The sequence below is a fragment of the Rhizobium sp. 18065 genome, from assembly GCF_902706095.1.
In the GTDB taxonomy this organism is placed as follows: domain Bacteria; phylum Pseudomonadota; class Alphaproteobacteria; order Rhizobiales; family Rhizobiaceae; genus Allorhizobium.
Genome location: NZ_CACSJP010000012.1, coordinates 47,310 through 64,035 on the forward strand (window position 1 = coordinate 47,310; position 16,726 = coordinate 64,035).

The 16,726-nt window shown below is 60.0% G+C and carries 10 protein-coding genes; 3 read left to right on the top strand and 7 right to left on the bottom strand.

The window, feature by feature from the left end; genetic code table 11:
* Nucleotides 1-149: 149 nt before the first annotated feature.
* Nucleotides 150-971, top strand: coding sequence for a lytic transglycosylase domain-containing protein (locus tag GVK95_RS21750; RefSeq protein WP_159952785.1), 822 nt, complete (start codon nucleotides 150-152; stop codon nucleotides 969-971).
* Between the two features lie 27 nt (nucleotides 972-998).
* Here the strand turns inward: GVK95_RS21750 and GVK95_RS21755 are convergent, their stop codons facing one another.
* The 3 genes from GVK95_RS21755 to pdxY all read right to left on the bottom strand — a co-directional run bounded on the left by GVK95_RS21755 (nucleotide 999) and on the right by pdxY (nucleotide 4,314).
* Nucleotides 999-2,528, bottom strand: coding sequence for a GGDEF domain-containing protein (locus GVK95_RS21755; protein ID WP_159952786.1), 1,530 nt, complete (start codon nucleotides 2,526-2,528; stop codon nucleotides 999-1,001).
* A 159-nt stretch (nucleotides 2,529-2,687) separates the two neighbouring features.
* Nucleotides 2,688-3,356 carry a carbonic anhydrase gene (locus GVK95_RS21760; RefSeq protein ID WP_159952787.1) on the bottom strand — a complete coding sequence of 223 codons (669 nt, stop codon included), beginning with the start codon at nucleotides 3,354-3,356 and terminating at the stop codon, nucleotides 2,688-2,690.
* A gap of 76 nt (nucleotides 3,357-3,432) precedes the next feature.
* Entirely contained in the window at nucleotides 3,433-4,314 is an 882-nt protein-coding gene (gene pdxY, locus GVK95_RS21765; RefSeq protein WP_159952788.1) for a pyridoxal kinase PdxY, read from the bottom strand.
* 186 nt (nucleotides 4,315-4,500) lie between these two features.
* Between pdxY and GVK95_RS21770 the strand changes: the two genes are divergently transcribed.
* Entirely contained in the window at nucleotides 4,501-9,297 is a 4,797-nt protein-coding gene (locus GVK95_RS21770; RefSeq protein WP_159952789.1) for an NAD-glutamate dehydrogenase, read from the top strand.
* Between the two features lie 31 nt (nucleotides 9,298-9,328).
* Nucleotides 9,329-10,729, top strand: a complete 1,401-nt coding sequence (locus GVK95_RS21775; protein ID WP_159952790.1) for an MFS transporter — start codon at nucleotides 9,329-9,331, stop codon at nucleotides 10,727-10,729.
* Between the two features lie 63 nt (nucleotides 10,730-10,792).
* Here GVK95_RS21775 and purH read toward each other — a convergent pair whose 3' ends face one another.
* The 4 genes from purH to htpX form a co-directional block, all read right to left on the bottom strand.
* The gene (purH, locus tag GVK95_RS21780) at nucleotides 10,793-12,409 is read right to left on the bottom strand and encodes a bifunctional phosphoribosylaminoimidazolecarboxamide formyltransferase/IMP cyclohydrolase (protein WP_159952791.1); all 1,617 of its coding nucleotides are present in this window, start codon (nucleotides 12,407-12,409) and stop codon (nucleotides 10,793-10,795) included.
* 94 nt (nucleotides 12,410-12,503) lie between these two features.
* On the bottom strand, nucleotides 12,504-14,180 hold the full coding sequence (locus GVK95_RS21785; RefSeq protein ID WP_159952792.1) for a heparinase II/III family protein: 1,677 nt from the start codon (nucleotides 14,178-14,180) through the stop codon (nucleotides 12,504-12,506).
* 200 nt (nucleotides 14,181-14,380) lie between these two features.
* Nucleotides 14,381-15,769, bottom strand: coding sequence for a transcription antitermination factor NusB (locus GVK95_RS21790; RefSeq protein ID WP_200844354.1), 1,389 nt, complete (start codon nucleotides 15,767-15,769; stop codon nucleotides 14,381-14,383).
* A complete protein-coding gene (htpX, locus tag GVK95_RS21795; RefSeq protein ID WP_159952794.1) occupies nucleotides 15,760-16,722 on the bottom strand; it encodes a zinc metalloprotease HtpX in 963 nt (320 codons plus the stop codon). Before htpX ends, GVK95_RS21790 begins: the two co-directional genes overlap by 10 nt.
* Nucleotides 16,723-16,726 lie beyond the last annotated feature (4 nt).

Below are 16,726 nucleotides of genomic sequence, written 5' to 3' on the forward strand. Positions count from 1 at the left end.
CGGAACAAACCGGCGGGCGCGGCCGTCTTCATGCAAAAGTGAAGGCTTTTTCAACGCATGCCAAGCCAGAAACATGTCACCGCGGATGACAGGCTGACCTTTCGCTGGCATGGTGCGCGCAAATCAAATCAATGAATCACGAGGCATTAATGCGACTGACCAAGTATCTGTCGGCAGCTCTTCTTACAGTGGCGGCAACTGTTTCGAGCGCTAGTCTGGCAATGGCTGCATCCTGCAGCAATACATCCGCCGGGTTCGACCAGTGGAAGGGCGCATTCAAGGCTGAGGCTGCGGCTGCGGGCGTTGACCAGAGAACGCTCGACAAGGCCTTTTCCGCGGTCAACTACAACACCGGTACCATTCGCGCGGACCGTGGCCAGAAGAGCTTCAAGCTCAGCTTTGACCAATTCATGCAGAAGCGCGGTGGCCAGACCATCATAAACCGCGGCAAGAGCATGAAGAAGAGCAACGCGGCACTGTTTGCCAAGATCGAACAGCGCTACGGCGTGCCGGCCGGCCCCCTGATTGCGATCTGGGGCATGGAAACCGGCTTCGGCTCCTTTCTCGGCAAGGAACACACGCTCTCGGCCGTGGCGACGCTTGCCTTCGACTGCCGTCGCAGCGAATTCTTCACTGATCAGCTATATGCGGCCCTCGAACTCGTCCAGCGCGGTACGCTGGACGTCGGCGCGCGCGGTGCCGCCCATGGCGAAATCGGGCAGACGCAGTTCCTCCCGCGCAATGTCGTCCGCTTCGGTGCCGATGGTGACGGCGACCGCCGCATAGACATGGTTCGTTCCAAGGCCGACGCACTGGCCTCGACCGCGAACTTCCTGAAGGGTCATGGCTGGCAAACTGGCGCTGGCTATCAGCCGGGCGAACCCAACTTCGCCGCCATCCAGGGCTGGAACGCCGCATCGGTCTACCAGCAGGCGATTGCCTATATCGGCGCCCGCATCGACGCGGAATAACAGCGAAACTTCAACACCGGCGGCAGATCAGGCCGCCGGTTTTGCCAAGACACCAATCGGCTCGATATCGATATCGCAGACCACTCGATTGCGGCCCGCGGACTTTGCCGCGTAAAGCGCCTGATCGGCACGTTTCAAGGCATCATGCACCGAGGCGCGATTGACGCTGCCCTCCACCCGAGCACAGCCAAAACTCGCAGTCACCCGCAACCTATGCCCGTTTTCAAGATGCACGTCGGATCGCTCGAGCGCTTCGCGCACCCGATTGGCAAGATCGGCAGCCTCTGCCAGCGAGACATTTGGCACAAAGGCGATAAATTCCTCGCCGCCATGGCGGGCCACAAGATCATCCGTGCGAAAATGCGTCGTGGCAATCTGCGCCGTTTTTTGCAGAACGACATCGCCGACATCATGGCCATGGCTGTCATTGATGTGCTTGAATTTGTCCAGATCAAAGATCATGACGGACGAACTGCCGGAGACCAGGCGCGTGTTGGGCCGCAGCATCAATGCCGCATCGAAACCGCGACGATTGAGCAATCCGGTCAACAGGTCGGTATGTGCGGCTTTCTGAAGTTCACCGATCAATTGCTCACGATCGCGCATAAGCTGCTCGATGAATCGAACACTCTTCGCCGCCAAGAACAGGGCCGCGAGCACCGCGCCGAACAGTGTCACACCGGCGAGCAGGAATGCGGTGAACTGGAAGCGCGCTTCCGCCGCCATCGCATCGCCGATCGAGCGAATTTCCGCGCTCGATTCGTCCAGGTCGTTGCGCAACGCTTGCATTTGCTGCGCCTTCACATTCTGCCATCGCTCATACAGTCGATCAGATGGAACGACCGCATTCGCCTCGATCCGCCCCGTCAAGTCTGCCAGCCATTTGCCTTGACTGGTGTCGTTAAAGGCCAGTGTCGCTCCGATGGTGCGCGATTCCGGATAGCTGCGCAGCTTTTCGATGCTCTCGGTCAGGATGGCGGAGAAGCCGGCCAATGCCTGTGTTTCGGCGCGCGAGAGCGGCTCGCCGCGCAGATACTTGTCCGAATAGAAGAGAGCCTGCAGCGATGCATCGTTCGCGTCGAGCGTATCGAGAAAGAGATTGATCTGCCGAGTGGCTTCCGGTGTTCCCATCTCGAACCGCAGCACCGAGACAAGCCGAAGAAAATCCTTCGAGAATGGCTTCATCGCGGCGATCACCGCGTCTGCAGACAGGCTCTCTTGGTCCGCCTGCTGGCGAAACCGCTTCAGAGCTTCCGCCGCATTCCAGATCTCCTGGATTGCAAACACCATATCCTGACGGCCGGCAATCTTCTGCACCAGCATTTCGAGCACGGTGGCAAGCGAACGATCTGTTTCTGCGCGGGCCGTTTCCAGGACCTGAGCGGAAAATTCGGACCCGCTCATCTGGTAGGACGTCGTCGCCATACTTTCCTGCGGCAGGATAAAGGACGCGATGTAGCCGGCTTGCGAGGTTATGTAGGCATAGTCACGACTATTCTCGAGCGCCCGATATTTGCTGAACTGCTCACGGAGCAATGCCCCAGCCTCCAGGATCATGACAAATCCGGGCAACAAGAGGGCGGCAATCACATGCTTTTTTGCAGATCTCAGATACATTATCAGGCCCAGTTTAGGAACCTGATCGCCAGATTACGAACGACAGGCCCCACCGCATTTGCGCGCGAACCAGACTAGTCTCCAGCACCTAAGAATTCTCTAAAGAAGAGAAAGATCCGTCGGGACTTGATTTTCCAACCGGACGAAATCGCGCGTCTCCGGATCCATCACCCACAATTCGCCATTGCCGATATCGAACCAACAGCCATGGATGCGCAACTTGCCACCCTCTTCCATGGATTTGACATAAGGGAATGTGCGAAGATTGGCGATGGAATTGCGGATGGAAATCCGCTCCAGCGCCGTCTGGCGTTCCGTCGCTGTCATGACCGAATTGCCCTGGATCTGCTCGGCGGCCGGTGCAACCAGGTTCATCCACTTGCCGATGAAGTCACCGGGTGACAGTGGTTCGGCATTCGGGTCGAGCGCCGCACGAATGCCGCCGCAACGTCCGTGTCCCATCACGATGATGTCGCGGACCTGCAGGGCCTGAACCGCAAATTCGAGCGCAGCCGAAGTCGAGTGATATTGCCCGTCCGGTTCATAGGGTGGGACCATGTTGGCGACATTGCGCACGACGAAGAGTTCGCCGGGACCTGCATCGAAGATCATTTCCGGTGCGGCGCGTGAATCGCAACAGGCCACCACAAGCGTATGCGGCTTCTGCCCCTGTTCGGCGAGCACGCGGTAGCGTTCCCGCTGGTCGACATAGCGGCCACTCATGAAATTGTTGTAGCCGGTCAAAAGAGAAGGAGGAAAACTGCTCATACTTTACCGATTACAGCGCAAGTGGAGCCAAGGCAACCACTCACCTTGCACTGCAACGTAACCGTCCTGAAAAAATTCAGAGCGGTTTACGCGGCCTTTGTGCCGGGTGAAGCAGCCGGCGCATCTGCACGAGCGCCATCGGCCGCGACAGGCTGGACGCATCGCTGGCGAGCGCAAGCTCGTCAGCGCCGCGCTTGGCCGTGCGCGCCAGGATCTCGAACACGCTTGCGGTGGCGAGTTGCAAGGCCCTCTCCTCCTCGCAACCCTCGAGCAGCCGCGCCAGAAACACGGCCCCGAGCAGATCGCCCAATCCGTTCGGCGCATTGTCGATCAGCCGATGCTCCGCCAGCAGCGCATTGCGACCGGTGAGCAGGAGATTGCCAGTCCCGCCCGCCATCATCGGCACCGCCGATGTCACCAGCATGCGCGCCGGCCCGAGCGACAGGGCCGCTTCCATGATCAGCGAATTGCTGTCGAGCGTGCTGCCGACCAGCCATTGCAGTTCGTAGCGATTGGGCGTTGCGACAGAGGCAATCGGGATCAGGCGGTCGCGAACTGCAGCTGCAGTCTCCTCTGGAATGTAGAGACCGCCAAGATCACCCATGACGGGATCGCAGACATACAGCAGATCGGGGTTTCTGGCCCGTGCTGCCTCGACAAGCCGGGCCACCGCCTCCGGCTGTGCAGGACTGGCGAAATAGCCGGTCAGAATTGCCTTTACCTCGCCCAGCCACGGCGCCTTAATCAAATCATCTATTGCTTTTTCGAAGTCATCGTCGGCAAATCTTAGACGCGTCGATGGACCATGGCCTGGATGCCATGGCAGCACCAGCGTGGGCAAGGCCCAGACCTGATGACCCAATGTCTCCAATGCGAATACAGCCGCACGGTTTCCCACGGAACCCCGCACAACATGGCTGGAGATAACGATGACAGCGCCTGGCGAATTATCGGGCATGAGGCGATTCCGCGTTAAAAATTGAGCTTAGAACGCATTTTGATGTCAGTTTTGACAAAAATTCTAAGAATTTTGGAGAGGGAACGCGTTTTTTTGACAATTTCTCCTCCGAATTTGCATCATACATACTTCTGCAAAACATTTTTCTCAATTATGCCGGCAAAACCGACCACGAGGAGAGGGTACATGGCCAAGACGCGGACCACCAAGCGGGAACAACAGCTGCGAGGTGCCGGCCAGATTGCCGAGGCCCTCGGCGAGGCCTTTGTCACACCGGCAATGCTGTTTGGCCGGGCAAGCAACGACGATCTCGATCGCTATACCCCGGAGATGCTGGCATTTTCTGCGGTGCGCGCAGCCGCGGACCTGTCGGCATGGGATCGCAAAAAGCCACATGTCAGCATCACGCCCGTGACCGAAGTCAACCCGGAGGGCATTCCGGTCAGTGTTCTGTCGATTGTCGATCACAACAAGCCGTTTCTCTATGATTCGGTGATGGCGGAAGTGACGAGCGTCTACCGCGATATTTTCATGGCAGTGCACCCTATCCTGGCCGTGACACCCCAGGGAGACGTTTCCCTGGCCAATCCAGATGCCGATCCGGACGATGTCGTCAAAGTCAGCTATATCCAACTCCACATTGCAACGCTCACGGACGAGCAGGCAAACAGCCTGGTCCAGCGCCTCCATCACGTGCTCAGCCAGGTAAAAATGGCGGCCAGCGACTGGAAGCCGATGCTTGGCCTTCTGGACAACGCGCTTGCCGAACTGACGGACCTCGGCCCGGGCCGCAAGAAGGCCGATCGTGACGAAGCGGTCGCCTTCCTCGAGTGGCTGCGCGACGACAACTTCACCTTCCTCGGCATGCGGGAATACATCTATTCCGGCGAAGGCACAGACGCCACCGTCGAGCGCGGCAAGGGCAAAGGCCTCGGCATACTCTCCGACCCGGATGTCCTGGTCCTGCGCCAGGGCAAGAACCATGTCACCACGACGCCCGAAATCCTTGCCTTCCTGCAGGGGCCGGAATTCCTGATCGTCACCAAGGCGAATGTGAAATCCGTGGTGCACCGTCGCGCCTATATGGACTACGTCGGTGTCAAGCGCTTCGGACCGGACGGCAAGGTCGTCGGCGAATTACGGATCGTCGGCCTGTTCACCTCTACGGCCTACACGCGTTCGGCCAACCAGATCCCCCTGCTGCGCGCCAAGATCGAAAAGGTCGTCGAATATTTCGACTTCGATCCGCAGAGCCATTCCGGCCGCATGTTGCAGAACACGCTGGAAAGCTATCCGCGCGATGATCTCTTCCAGATCGAACCGGAAATGCTGGCGAAATTCAGCGAACAGATCAATGATCTTTCGGAACGACCGCGCGTCCGCGTGCTGCCGCGTATCGATCAGTTCGACCGCTTCGTCTCGCTGATCGTCTATGTCCCGCGCGAAGACTACAACTCCATGGTCCGCGAAAAGATCGGCATCTATTTCAAGACCGTTTATGACGGCCATGTCTCCGCCTACTACCCGGCCTTTCCGGAAGGTGGCGTTGCCCGTGTGCATATCATCATCGGGCGCTCGGAGGGCAAGACGCCGCGCATTCCGCAGGCCAAGCTCGAGGACGCCGTTCGCGAGATCACGGCGCGCTGGAGCGACCGCTTCATCTCTCTCGCCGGAGCCGAGGCGCCGCAACTGGATGTCAGCCAGGCTTTTCAGGAAGCCTTTGCCCCGGAAGAAGCGGTCGCCGACCTGAAACATATCGAGGCATGCCTTGCCGGCGCACCGCTCTCGATCGCCTTCCATCAGGTGGCCGGGGCTGATGGCCCTCTACTCTATCTGAAGATCTTCCATTCCGGCCATCACCTGCCGCTGTCGCGGCGCGTGCCGCTGCTGGAAAATCTCGGCTTCGGCGTCATCAGCGAGCGCACCTTCGATATTGGTGTTGCCAATGCCAACCCGGATGAAAAGCCCGGCAGACTGGTCGTCCTGCATGACATGGAGCTTCAGGTTCTCGGTGGTGGCAATTTCGATATCGCGCGCCAGGGCCGGGAAATCGAGGAAGCCTTCATCGCAGCCTTCACCGGCACGGTCGACAATGATGCCTATAACCGGCTGGTTCTCAATGCCGGCCTCAATGCCCGAGAGGCCTCGGTGCTGCGCGCCTACGGTGCCTATCTTCGCCAGGCCGGCTTTGTCTTCTCGCAGGGCTACATCGCCGAAACGTTGAACAAGTATGCCACCATTGCGGCCAACCTGGCGCACCTGTTCCGCAATCGCCTCGATCCGGCCCTGAACGAAAAGAGCCGCGCAAAGCGCTCGGCCGAACTTCACCAATCGTTGGAGACCAGCCTGGCTGCCGTTCCAAGCCTTGATGAAGACAGGATCCTGCGGCGCTACATCAACGCAATCGAGGCCACGCTCAGGACGAATTTCTTCCAGAAGGGCTATATCGACAGCGACCGGCCGATGCTGGCGTTCAAGTTTGACCCGCATCGGCTCGACGGTCTGCCGGAACCGCGTCCGTTCCGGGAAATCTTCGTCTACGGCGTTGAGGTCGAAGGCGTTCACCTGCGTTTCGGCAAAGTCGCCCGCGGCGGTCTGCGCTGGTCGGACCGCGCCCAGGATTATCGCACCGAAGTTCTCGGCCTGGTCAAGGCCCAGCAGGTCAAGAATGCGGTGATCGTGCCGGTCGGTGCCAAGGGTGGCTTCTATCCCAAGCTTCTGCCGCCACCCGGCAATCGCGAGGCCTGGCTGTCCGCCGGCACCGAAGCCTACAAGACCTATATCCGCACTCTGCTGTCGATCACCGACAACATTGTCGGCGGTGATATCGTGCCGCCTGCCGACACCCTGCGGCTGGATGAGGACGATCCCTATTTCGTCGTCGCCGCTGACAAGGGTACGGCAACGTTCTCAGACACCGCAAACGGTCTGGCCCAGGCGGCCGGCTTCTGGCTCGACGACGCTTTCGCGTCGGGCGGCTCGGCCGGCTATGACCACAAGAAGATGGGCATCACCGCCCGCGGCGCATGGGAAACGGTCAAGCGCCACTTCCGCGAGATCGACACCGACATCCAGACAACACCTTTTACCGTGGCCGGTGTCGGCGACATGTCGGGCGACGTCTTCGGCAACGGCATGTTGCTCTCGGAACAGATCAGGCTGATCGCCGCCTTCGACCATCGCGATATATTCATCGACCCGGACCCGGACACGGCACGTTCGTTTGTCGAGCGCAAGCGCATGTTCGCGCTGCCGCGCTCCAGTTGGCAGGACTACGACCGCAAGGCACTCTCGCCGGGCGCCATGATCATCTCGCGGGCGGAAAAGTCAGTCACCCTGACGCCGGAAGCCGCAGCGGCCATCGGACTGGAAACCCGAACCGCCTCGCCCTTCGACATTCTGACTGCGATCCTGAAAGCACCGGTCGATCTGATGTGGTTCGGCGGCATCGGCACCTATATCAAGGCTGCCGGCGAAACCGATGCCGAAGTTGGCGACCGCGCCAACGACGCTATCCGCATCACTGCGACCGAAGTTCGCGCCAAGGTGATCGGCGAGGGTGCCAATCTCGGCGTGACCCAGAAGGGTCGCATTGCCTATGCCCTGAATGGCGGCCGGGTCAATTCGGACGCGATCGACAATTCCGCTGGCGTCAATTCGTCCGACCTTGAAGTCAATATCAAGATCGCGTTTTCTCCCGCCATGGCCGAAAAGCGCCTGACCCGCGACAAACGCAACAAGCTGCTGGTCGAGATGACCGACGAAGTAGCCGAACTGGTGCTGCGCAACAACTACCTCCAGTCGCTGTCGATCTCGCTGACGGAAGCGAAGCACGCCGGCAACCGCGAAGAGCTGAGCCGGCTCATGGACTACCTCGAAGGTCTCGGCAAATTGAACCGCAAGGTCGAGACCCTGCCGGATGCGACTGCGGTCGCCGAACGTTACGTCTCCGGAAAGACCCTGACCCGACCGGAAATCGGCGTGCTCTTGTCCTATGCCAAGATCGTGCTGTTTGACCAGTTGATCCAGTCCGATCTTCCGGACGATCCCTATTGCCAGAGCACCCTGTCTAACTATTTCCCGGCCGGTATGCGCAAGAGCTTTGCCTCCGACATTGCTGTCCATCGTCTTCGCCGCGAAATCATTGCAACGGTGCTGGCAAACCATGCGATCAACCGTGGCGGGCCGGGATTTGTCGTCGCCGTCAGCGATGCAACGGGCGGCGCGCCAGACGCTGTGGTGAAAGCGGCACTGGTCACCCGCGATGCACTCAACCTCACGGCTCTCTGGGACAAGCTCGACAATCTGGACGCCAAGCTCTCCGGCCAGACGCAGAACCGGCTCTACGGCATCGTCACCGAAGTCTATGTGGGCATGACGCGCCTGCTTCTGGATACCGGGCTGGCTACCGGCCCGATCAGTGCAGCCGTGACCCAGTTGAAGGCTGCCGTCAAATCGGCAGGGCCGGTCTTCGCCGGCGCATTGCCGGCGCTGCTGCGCCAGTATTTCGACGAGCAGGTGGCCGGACTGATTTCTGCGGGCGCACCGGAAGAGATCGCGGTGGAGGTCGTCAACCTTCAGACATTGCTGCTACTTCCGGAAATCATGCAGATTGCCGACCGGACAAAGGCAACCCTTGCACGGGCGATGGATGGTTTCTTTGCCGTCTCGGAAGCCTTCCGCATCGGCCGCATCATAGAGAATGCCCGCAGGCTCCAACCGACGGACCACTATGATAGCCTCGCCCTGACAAGAAGCATCGATCGCATTGGCGCAGCACGGCGCGAGATCGTTTGCGCAGCACTCATCGCCCATGAAGGACACAAGCAACCGGTCCAGGCATGGCTTGCAAATGACACGCTGCGCATCGACCGGATCGGCAAGGAAATTGCTGCGCTGGTCGACAGCGGCGAGCCAAGCATCTCGAAAATGGCGGTGGCAGCAGGCCTGCTCGGCGATCTTGCGCAAGGTCCTGCAAGGTGACAGTGTCCCGGCAACAAGCCGGGGATGATGCATGAACGGATCGGCCGTAACCGACAACAATGTCACTGGACGCCTCAATCGGGGCGTCCTTAGCTGGATGTTCTTCGACTGGGCTGCACAGCCGTTTTTCACGGTGGTCACCACATTCATCTTTGGCCCCTATTTCGTGGCGAGGATGACCAGCGATCCGGTTTCCGCCCAAGCTTCGTGGAGCAATGCCGCGACCATCTCGGCGATTGTTATCGCCATCCTTGCGCCCGTCCTTGGATCGATTGCTGATGAATCCGGCTCACGAAAGCCGTGGATCGCTTTCTTTGCCGTGATCAAGATCACCTGTCTGCTGGGTCTCTGGCTGGCCGCACCGGGGGCATCGGTCAGCCTGATCATGTTGCTGATGATCTTCGCCAGCATTGCAGCGGAGTTTTCGATCGTCTTCAACGATTCGATGATGACCCGTCTTGTCAGCCAGCGCGATGTCGGGCGCGTATCGAATATTGCCTGGGGTCTCGGCTATCTCGGCGGCATGATCGTGCTGATCGCCATCGTTCTCCTGATTGCGGCAAATCCGACCACCGGCCTGACCCTGATCGGTATTCCGCCGCTGTTCGGTCTCGACCCTGTCGCCGGCGAGGATGCCCGGATCACCGGGCCGATTTCGGCGATCTGGTATCTCGTCTTCATTCTGCCGATGTTTCTTTTCACCCCGGATGCGGCCCGTGGAAAGCCGCTCGGCCAGGCAATCAACACGGGCTTGAAGGAGATTGGCAACACGCTGTCGGAGGTCCGGCACCGGACGTCGATCCTGCACTTTCTCGTGGCACGGATGATCTACCAGGACGGCGTCAACGGCTTGCTGATCCTCGGCGGCGTCTTCGCTGCCGCGATGTTCGGTTGGTCGACGATGGAAATGGGCGTCTATGGCATTATCCTGAACGTTGTCGCGATCTTCGGATGCCTGATTGCCAGCCGCATCGACCGGCTTATCGGATCTAAAAATGTCGTCTTGATCAGCCTTTGCATGCTGATTGCTGCAACGCTCGGCATAATTTCAACCGGGCCGGATTTCACCCTTTTCGGCTTTGTCAGCCTGCCCATCACCACCACCGAGGGCCTGTTCGCCACCCCAGCAGAAAAGGCATACATCCTCTATGGCCTGCTGATCGGCCTGTCGTTCGGCCCTGTCCAGGCCTCATCCCGCTCCTATCTGGCGCGCAGCGTGAAACCGCACGAGGCCGGGCGTTATTTCGGCATCTACGCACTTTCGGGACGGGCCACGAGCTTCATGGCCACCCTGTCCTTTTCCGTTCTGACAACCTGGACCGGTTCGCCGCGCATAGGCATGGCCAGCATGCTGTTCTTCCTGGTGGTGGGATTGGCAATTCTCTGGAATACCGCCTATCCGGCCGGCGACGAAACAAAGGCCCAGGCCTGAAACATCATGAAAAGGCCGGTTGCGTCTCCGCAACCGGCCTTTCTTTATCCGGATGTCAAACCATCAGTGGCGGAAATGGCGAACGCCCGTGAACACCATGGTCACGCCGTGTTCGTCAGCCGCCGCAATCACTTCTTCGTCGCGCATCGAGCCACCGGGCTGGATAACGGCCGTTGCACCCGCCGCGATTGCGGCCAGCAAGCCATCGGCGAACGGATAAAAGGCTTCCGAGGCAACGGCTGCACCCTTAGTCAGCGGCGTTGTCAGGCCAAGCGCCTTGGCGGCGTCCTCGGCCTTGAGCGCCGCAATACGGGCCGAATCAACGCGGCTCATCTGGCCGGCACCGATGCCCGCCGTCTGGCCGTTCTTGGCATAGATGACCGCATTCGACTTCACATGCTTGGCGATCTTGAAGGCGAATTTCATGTCTTCGAGCTCGGTTGCAGTCGGTGCACGTTTGGTGACCACCTTGAGGTCGAGATCCTCGACAAGGATGTTGTCGCGGGTCTGAACCAGCAGGCCGCCGGAAACCGTCTTTGCCATCAGGCCGCGCGCGCGCGGGTCGGGCAGCGCACCAGTGATCAGCAGGCGCAGATTGGGCTTTGCCGCGATGATCGCCTTGGCTTCATCGGTGACCGAGGGCGCGATGATGACTTCGGTGAACAGCTTGACGATTTCCTGCGCAGTCGCGGCATCCAGCATCTGGTTGAGCGCGATGATGCCACCGAAAGCCGACACGGAATCGCAGGCGAGGGCACGCTGGTAGGCTTCGACTAGCGTCGCGCCGGTCGCAACGCCGCAGGGGTTGGCATGCTTGATGATCGCGCAGGCGGGGCCATTTTCCGGCGCAAACTCGGCAACAAGTTCGAAGGCCGCATCCGTGTCATTGATGTTGTTGTAGGAAAGCTGCTTGCCCTGCAGCAGGGTCGCCGTGGCGACACCCGGGCGGTTTTCGCCGGTGACATAGAAGCCGGCGCTCTGGTGCGGGTTCTCGCCGTAGCGCATTTTTTCCTTCAGGGCGCCGCCGACCGTGCGATATGTCGGCATTTCGATGTCGAGCGCTTCGGCAAACCAGTTGGAAATCATCGTGTCATAGGCAGCGGTACGGGCATAAGCCTTGGCAGCCAGACGCTGACGAAGCACGTAGCTGGTCTGGCCATCGTTCTGGGCCAGCGCTTCGATCACTTCGGCGTAGTCGGCAGCATCGGTCACCACGGTGACATAGGCATGGTTCTTGGCGGAAGCGCGGATCATCGCCGGACCGCCGATGTCGATATTCTCCACCGTCGTCGGATAGTCGCCGCCGGCAGCGCGGACCTGCTCGAACGGGTAGAGATTGATCACCGAGAGATCGATCGCTTCGATGCCATGTGCTTTCATCGCCTCGACATGCTCGGCATCGTCACGGATCGACAGCAGGCCGCCATGCACCAGCGGATGCAGGGTCTTGACGCGGCCGTCCATGATTTCGGGAAAACCGGTGATTTCCGACACGTCGGTCACCGGCAGGCCGGCAGCGGCAAGCGCCTTGTGCGTGCCGCCCGTCGACAGCAGCCGAACGCCGCGATCGTGCAGCGCCTGGGCAAACTCGACGATCCCCGTCTTGTCGGAAACCGAAAGCAGGGCAGTGCGAACACGCACGAGGTCTGGTGCGGGAATTTTCTTGGAAACGACGGCCATGGTTCAGCTCCGATCTGACGGGCGCCCGTCGAAAAGATCAGCATGACGAGCGCGATGCCGCCGCCTAGCACAGCTGGGCCTCAGAACCAACAGTCTATGCGTGATGTGCGAGAAACCAGCGTATTTCCGGGCCGTGAAAGGCAATTTCCAGCTGCTGCGATGGCCGGACACCGGAGACATCGGCAAAAAAGATGTCCTCGGCGATCTCGACCTCCCCGACCGGAAGCGAAAAGACCCAGCTCTCGCCATCCGGCGCGATCAGGCGAACCCTGCGCTCGTCGATGCGCTCAAGGGAAATGGCCGGATGAATGTGGAACCGCGCGATGGCCGGTTCGGACGGGATACCCGGGGCGGGCAAGCCTTCCGGCAGGAGAAACCGGTCTCGACCGGCAATCTTTGTACCTCCCTCGTTGATCCGTACCTCGCGCTCATGCAGCACGCCGAAACGCGCCAGATAGCCATCGTGGCTCGCCGACAGCCGATCGCTGCCATCAGGGCCGGTCTGGCGACTGATCTCCACCTTGGCAACGCCGGCAACCAAAAGTGGGCCAAGGAACCCGGACGAAGAAATCCGGGCCGAGGACATGTCGCCGATTGCGACCGTTGAATGGGCAGCCGTCGTGCGCGCCAGTTGGCGGAGCTTTTCTCCGGCAAAGCGGGGAGATCCGCTGTTGACGATGAAGCGGTTGCGACCCGACGAGAGCTCCAGTGACAGGCAACCTGCATGCGCTGTCCGTGACAGGGATCCCGATGGCGCATGGCCGGTATCCAGCAGCAATACCGTGTCACCTCCGGAAAGACGTTGATAGGCGGCATGCGGCAATGCCTTGAATGGCTGGCCCGCCGTTTCATCATATCGCAGGACCGACATCAGATCGGTCGCGAGCGTCGAGCTTGCTCCATTGAACAGCGCAAGATCACCGCTGCTATGGCGAAAAAATCGCACGGCGGGATACATCCGGTCGATCGCCGGGATCAAGCGCTGCGGCACGTCATGGCCGAGATTGATATATGTCTGGCGAAGCGGCAGCAGGTCGAAGAGCAGTTCGACCGCCGCCTGCGGATTGCGCGAGACATGGCTGCCGTCTGGAAGGATCTGGCGCTCCAGTTCACGATTGAGCTGACGGCCTGCGCGACGAATGGCCGAAGCCCGCGCTTCGGTGGAAATCGACGCCATCGCCAGCGCAATACGTGCCCGAAGGCGTGGCAGTCCTTCCGGCAAGTAACCGGCAATGCGATGCAGATAGCCGATCTGATAGCTGAGCGACGCCATGAAACGTCGATAGAAGCCGGCATCGGCATCCTGAAGTACGACCGGTGAATGCGACAGCCAGGCAACGATGCGTTGAGCAACGACATCGGCATCCCAGGCGACGCCCGTCACACGTCCTCCATGCAGGTGGATCCACTGATCGACGACCCACCGGGCATTCTCGCAGGCCGCATGCGACTTGTCGGCCCGGATATGGCGCAACCAGCCGAAACCATGCAGGCGCACGGCGAACTGCTGGGACGGCAGTTCAAGATCGAATGGCGATTGCTGGTCGGCATCCAGCACCCGGCCGGCAAGCGGATAACGCCCCTGGAAAATCTCTTCCGCCACGAAGGGATCGATCGCCCGAAGGTCGGTCGGCGCGACGACCAGACGCATGGCACGGAAACCTGCACGGCCGCTTACCACAGGCAATGCCAGCGAGATCGCCAGCCCCGTTCTGCGCCAGCTCTCTGCAAGATACAGAGAGATCAGTCTCCGACGATCAGAAATTCGCATTCTCATTCCCGTTGCTACGGCCGATAACTATATGTTTTCCATGGAAAATTCAGATAATTAGTGAGGCGCAAGCCATCCTTTAAATCGCTTCATGACAAATCAGCCGATCGCAAAGGCAAAGTTCATAGCGACGACGCGGACAGGCAATGAGCGCTCGTCCGCCAGTTTTTCAGGTTCTAACAGTTTTATTGAATATTTCGCTAAATTTTAGCAATTACGCAAGCGTAGAATCCATCGAGACCACCTTCAGCGTGCAACATCGCCGGCGTGGTTCTGAATTCTCCGAGATCATTGATCGCAGCTTCCAGACCTGGCCAATCCTCCTTGCGGATCGGAACGCGCTTCAAATCCTGATGGTCGGCCAGAACCCGATCCACGACCTGCTCCCCCTCTGAGGGATCGATGGAGCAGTTCGAAAAGACCATGCGCCCACCGGGTGCGAGCAAGGTGATAGCGTGTCGAAGGAGTTTTTCCTGCAGGGCCGCGAGCTTGGTGATGTCTTCGGCATCCTTGCTCCACAAGACATCGGGATGTCGGCGCGTGGTTCCGGTGGACGAGCAGGGCGCATCGAGCAGAATAGCGTCATAGACCTTGCTGTCATCGAGCTCCAGCAGATTGCTGGTGACGAATTCAGCGGAAAGACGAAGTCGCTCCAGGTTGGACTGAAGCCGCTTGAGACGGGACGCGGATTGCTCGACCGCGGTCACCTGGGCACCAGCCAGCACAAGCTGCGCAGTCTTGCCGCCAGGTGCTGCACACAGATCGGCAACACGTTTGCCACTGAGATCGCCGAAGAGTTTGGCCGGAATGCCGGCCGCAGCATCCTGAACCCACCATTCGCCATCGTCGAAACCTTCGAGCGAGGGAATGCTGCCCTTGAACGGCGCCAAGCGTACCGTACCGGTCGGCAAGACCTTGCCGCCAAGTCTTTCGGCCCAGCCCTTTGCATCGCTCTTGACCGTGAGGTCGATCATCACCGGCTGCAGCTGTGCCGCGGCAATCGCCAGGGCATGATCCAGGCCGTAGACCGCGATCAATCGCTTCAGGAACCACTCCGGAATGCAGGGTATGTCGTTGACCCATTCGAGCAGCGCTTCCTTCTCGCGCCCGACACGTCGCAGGATGGCATTCACCAGTTTGGAAAAACGGCGGCTGCGGGGGTCGCGATTTGCCTGCTCGACAGCCAGATCGACCGCCGAGTGGTCCGGGACATCGAGATAGAGCATCTGCGCTGCGGCGACGACCAGCAGGTGATGCAGCGAGCGGGCGCCTTCCGGCAGCGGCGTGTCCAGAAGCTCGTGCAGGATCGCTTCAATGCGCGGCAGATGGCGAAGTGCGCTGTGCAGGATCGCGCGAACCAGGCCGCGATCGGCTTCGTTCAACGCCCGGAACGCGGGATTGCCATGTTCTGCATCGAGCATCCCGTCAAGCGGTGTCTTGCGTTCGATCACGGCCGCAAGCAGGCGCGATGCAGCGATACGCGCATCCAGACCCGGTTTTGTCTCCGCCTGTTCCGTCGGACGGGATCCGCCATTGCCCTTGTGAAAGTGCTTCTGCGGTTTTCCCGGTGCTTTATCGTTCAAGACCATGGTCCTTTGGGCGGTTCGGAGTTGCCACGTCCCCATCCGGTATTCGGAACGGAGCGCGCTTTGGGCCTTGCATTAGCAGCGGGACCGGTTGGCGTCGATACCCCCGGCTGAATGTCGGTCATCGCCATCAGCGCTTCGATACGATTGCGCGTGTCCGGATGGGTCGAAAACAGATTGTCCATGCGCCGCCCGCTGAGCGGATTGATGATGAACATATGCGCGGTTGCCGGGTTGCGCTCAGCATCCATGTTTTCGATATGTGAAGCGTCGCCGGCAATTTTCTGTAGCGCGGAGGCAAGTCCCCGGGGATTGCCACAAATCTCGGCGCCACGCCGGTCGGCGGCATATTCACGCGTTCGGCTGATCGCCATCTGCACCACCATCGCCGCCAGCGGCGCAACGATCATGGCGACAATGACGCCGATGAAACCGAGTGGATTGCTGCGCTCGTCGCGATTGCCGGAAAACAGGAAGGCGAAATTCGACAGCATCGAGATCGCACCGGCGAGTGTCGCGGTAATCGTCATCGTCAGCGTATCGCGGTTTTCGATATGCGCCAGCTCGTGGGCCATCACGCCCGCGACTTCCTGTGGGTTCAGTCGCTGCAGCAGGCCGGTCGAGGCGGCCACGGCCGCATTCTGCGGATTGCGGCCGGTCGCGAATGCATTCGGCTGCGGACTGTCGAAAACATAGACACGCGGCATCGGCAGATTGGCATTGCGCGCCAGATCCTTGACCATCAGGTAGAATTCCGGCGCAGTCCGCTCATCGACCTCCTGTGCCCGATAGGAGGACAGCACCATTCGGTCCGAGTTCCAGTAGGAAAAGAAGTTCATACCCGCGGCAACGACGAATGCGATCATCATTCCGCCGCGGCCGCCAATCAGAAAGCCGACGCCCATGAAGAGCGCCGTCATGAAGGCAAGCAGCATTGCCGTGCGCATGAAGTTCATGTCC

Excerpts from the sequence above, each read along its gene's own strand:
- GVK95_RS21785 (WP_159952792.1), bottom strand. The coding sequence starts at position 14,180 with ATGCGAATTTCTGATCGTCGGAGACTGATCTCTCTGTATCTTGCAGAG.
- pdxY (WP_159952788.1), bottom strand. The coding sequence starts at position 4,314 with ATGCCCGATAATTCGCCAGGCGCTGTCATCGTTATCTCCAGCCATGTT.
- GVK95_RS21790 (WP_200844354.1), bottom strand. The coding sequence starts at position 15,769 with ATGGTCTTGAACGATAAAGCACCGGGAAAACCGCAGAAGCACTTTCAC.
- GVK95_RS21775 (WP_159952790.1), top strand. The coding sequence starts at position 9,329 with ATGAACGGATCGGCCGTAACCGACAACAATGTCACTGGACGCCTCAAT.
- GVK95_RS21760 (WP_159952787.1), bottom strand. The coding sequence starts at position 3,356 with ATGAGCAGTTTTCCTCCTTCTCTTTTGACCGGCTACAACAATTTCATG.
- purH (WP_159952791.1), bottom strand. The coding sequence starts at position 12,409 with ATGGCCGTCGTTTCCAAGAAAATTCCCGCACCAGACCTCGTGCGTGTT.
- GVK95_RS21750 (WP_159952785.1), top strand. The coding sequence starts at position 150 with ATGCGACTGACCAAGTATCTGTCGGCAGCTCTTCTTACAGTGGCGGCA.
- GVK95_RS21755 (WP_159952786.1), bottom strand. The coding sequence starts at position 2,528 with ATGATCCTGGAGGCTGGGGCATTGCTCCGTGAGCAGTTCAGCAAATAT.
- GVK95_RS21770 (WP_159952789.1), top strand. The coding sequence starts at position 4,501 with ATGGCCAAGACGCGGACCACCAAGCGGGAACAACAGCTGCGAGGTGCC.
- htpX (WP_159952794.1), bottom strand. The coding sequence starts at position 16,722 with ATGAACTTCATGCGCACGGCAATGCTGCTTGCCTTCATGACGGCGCTC.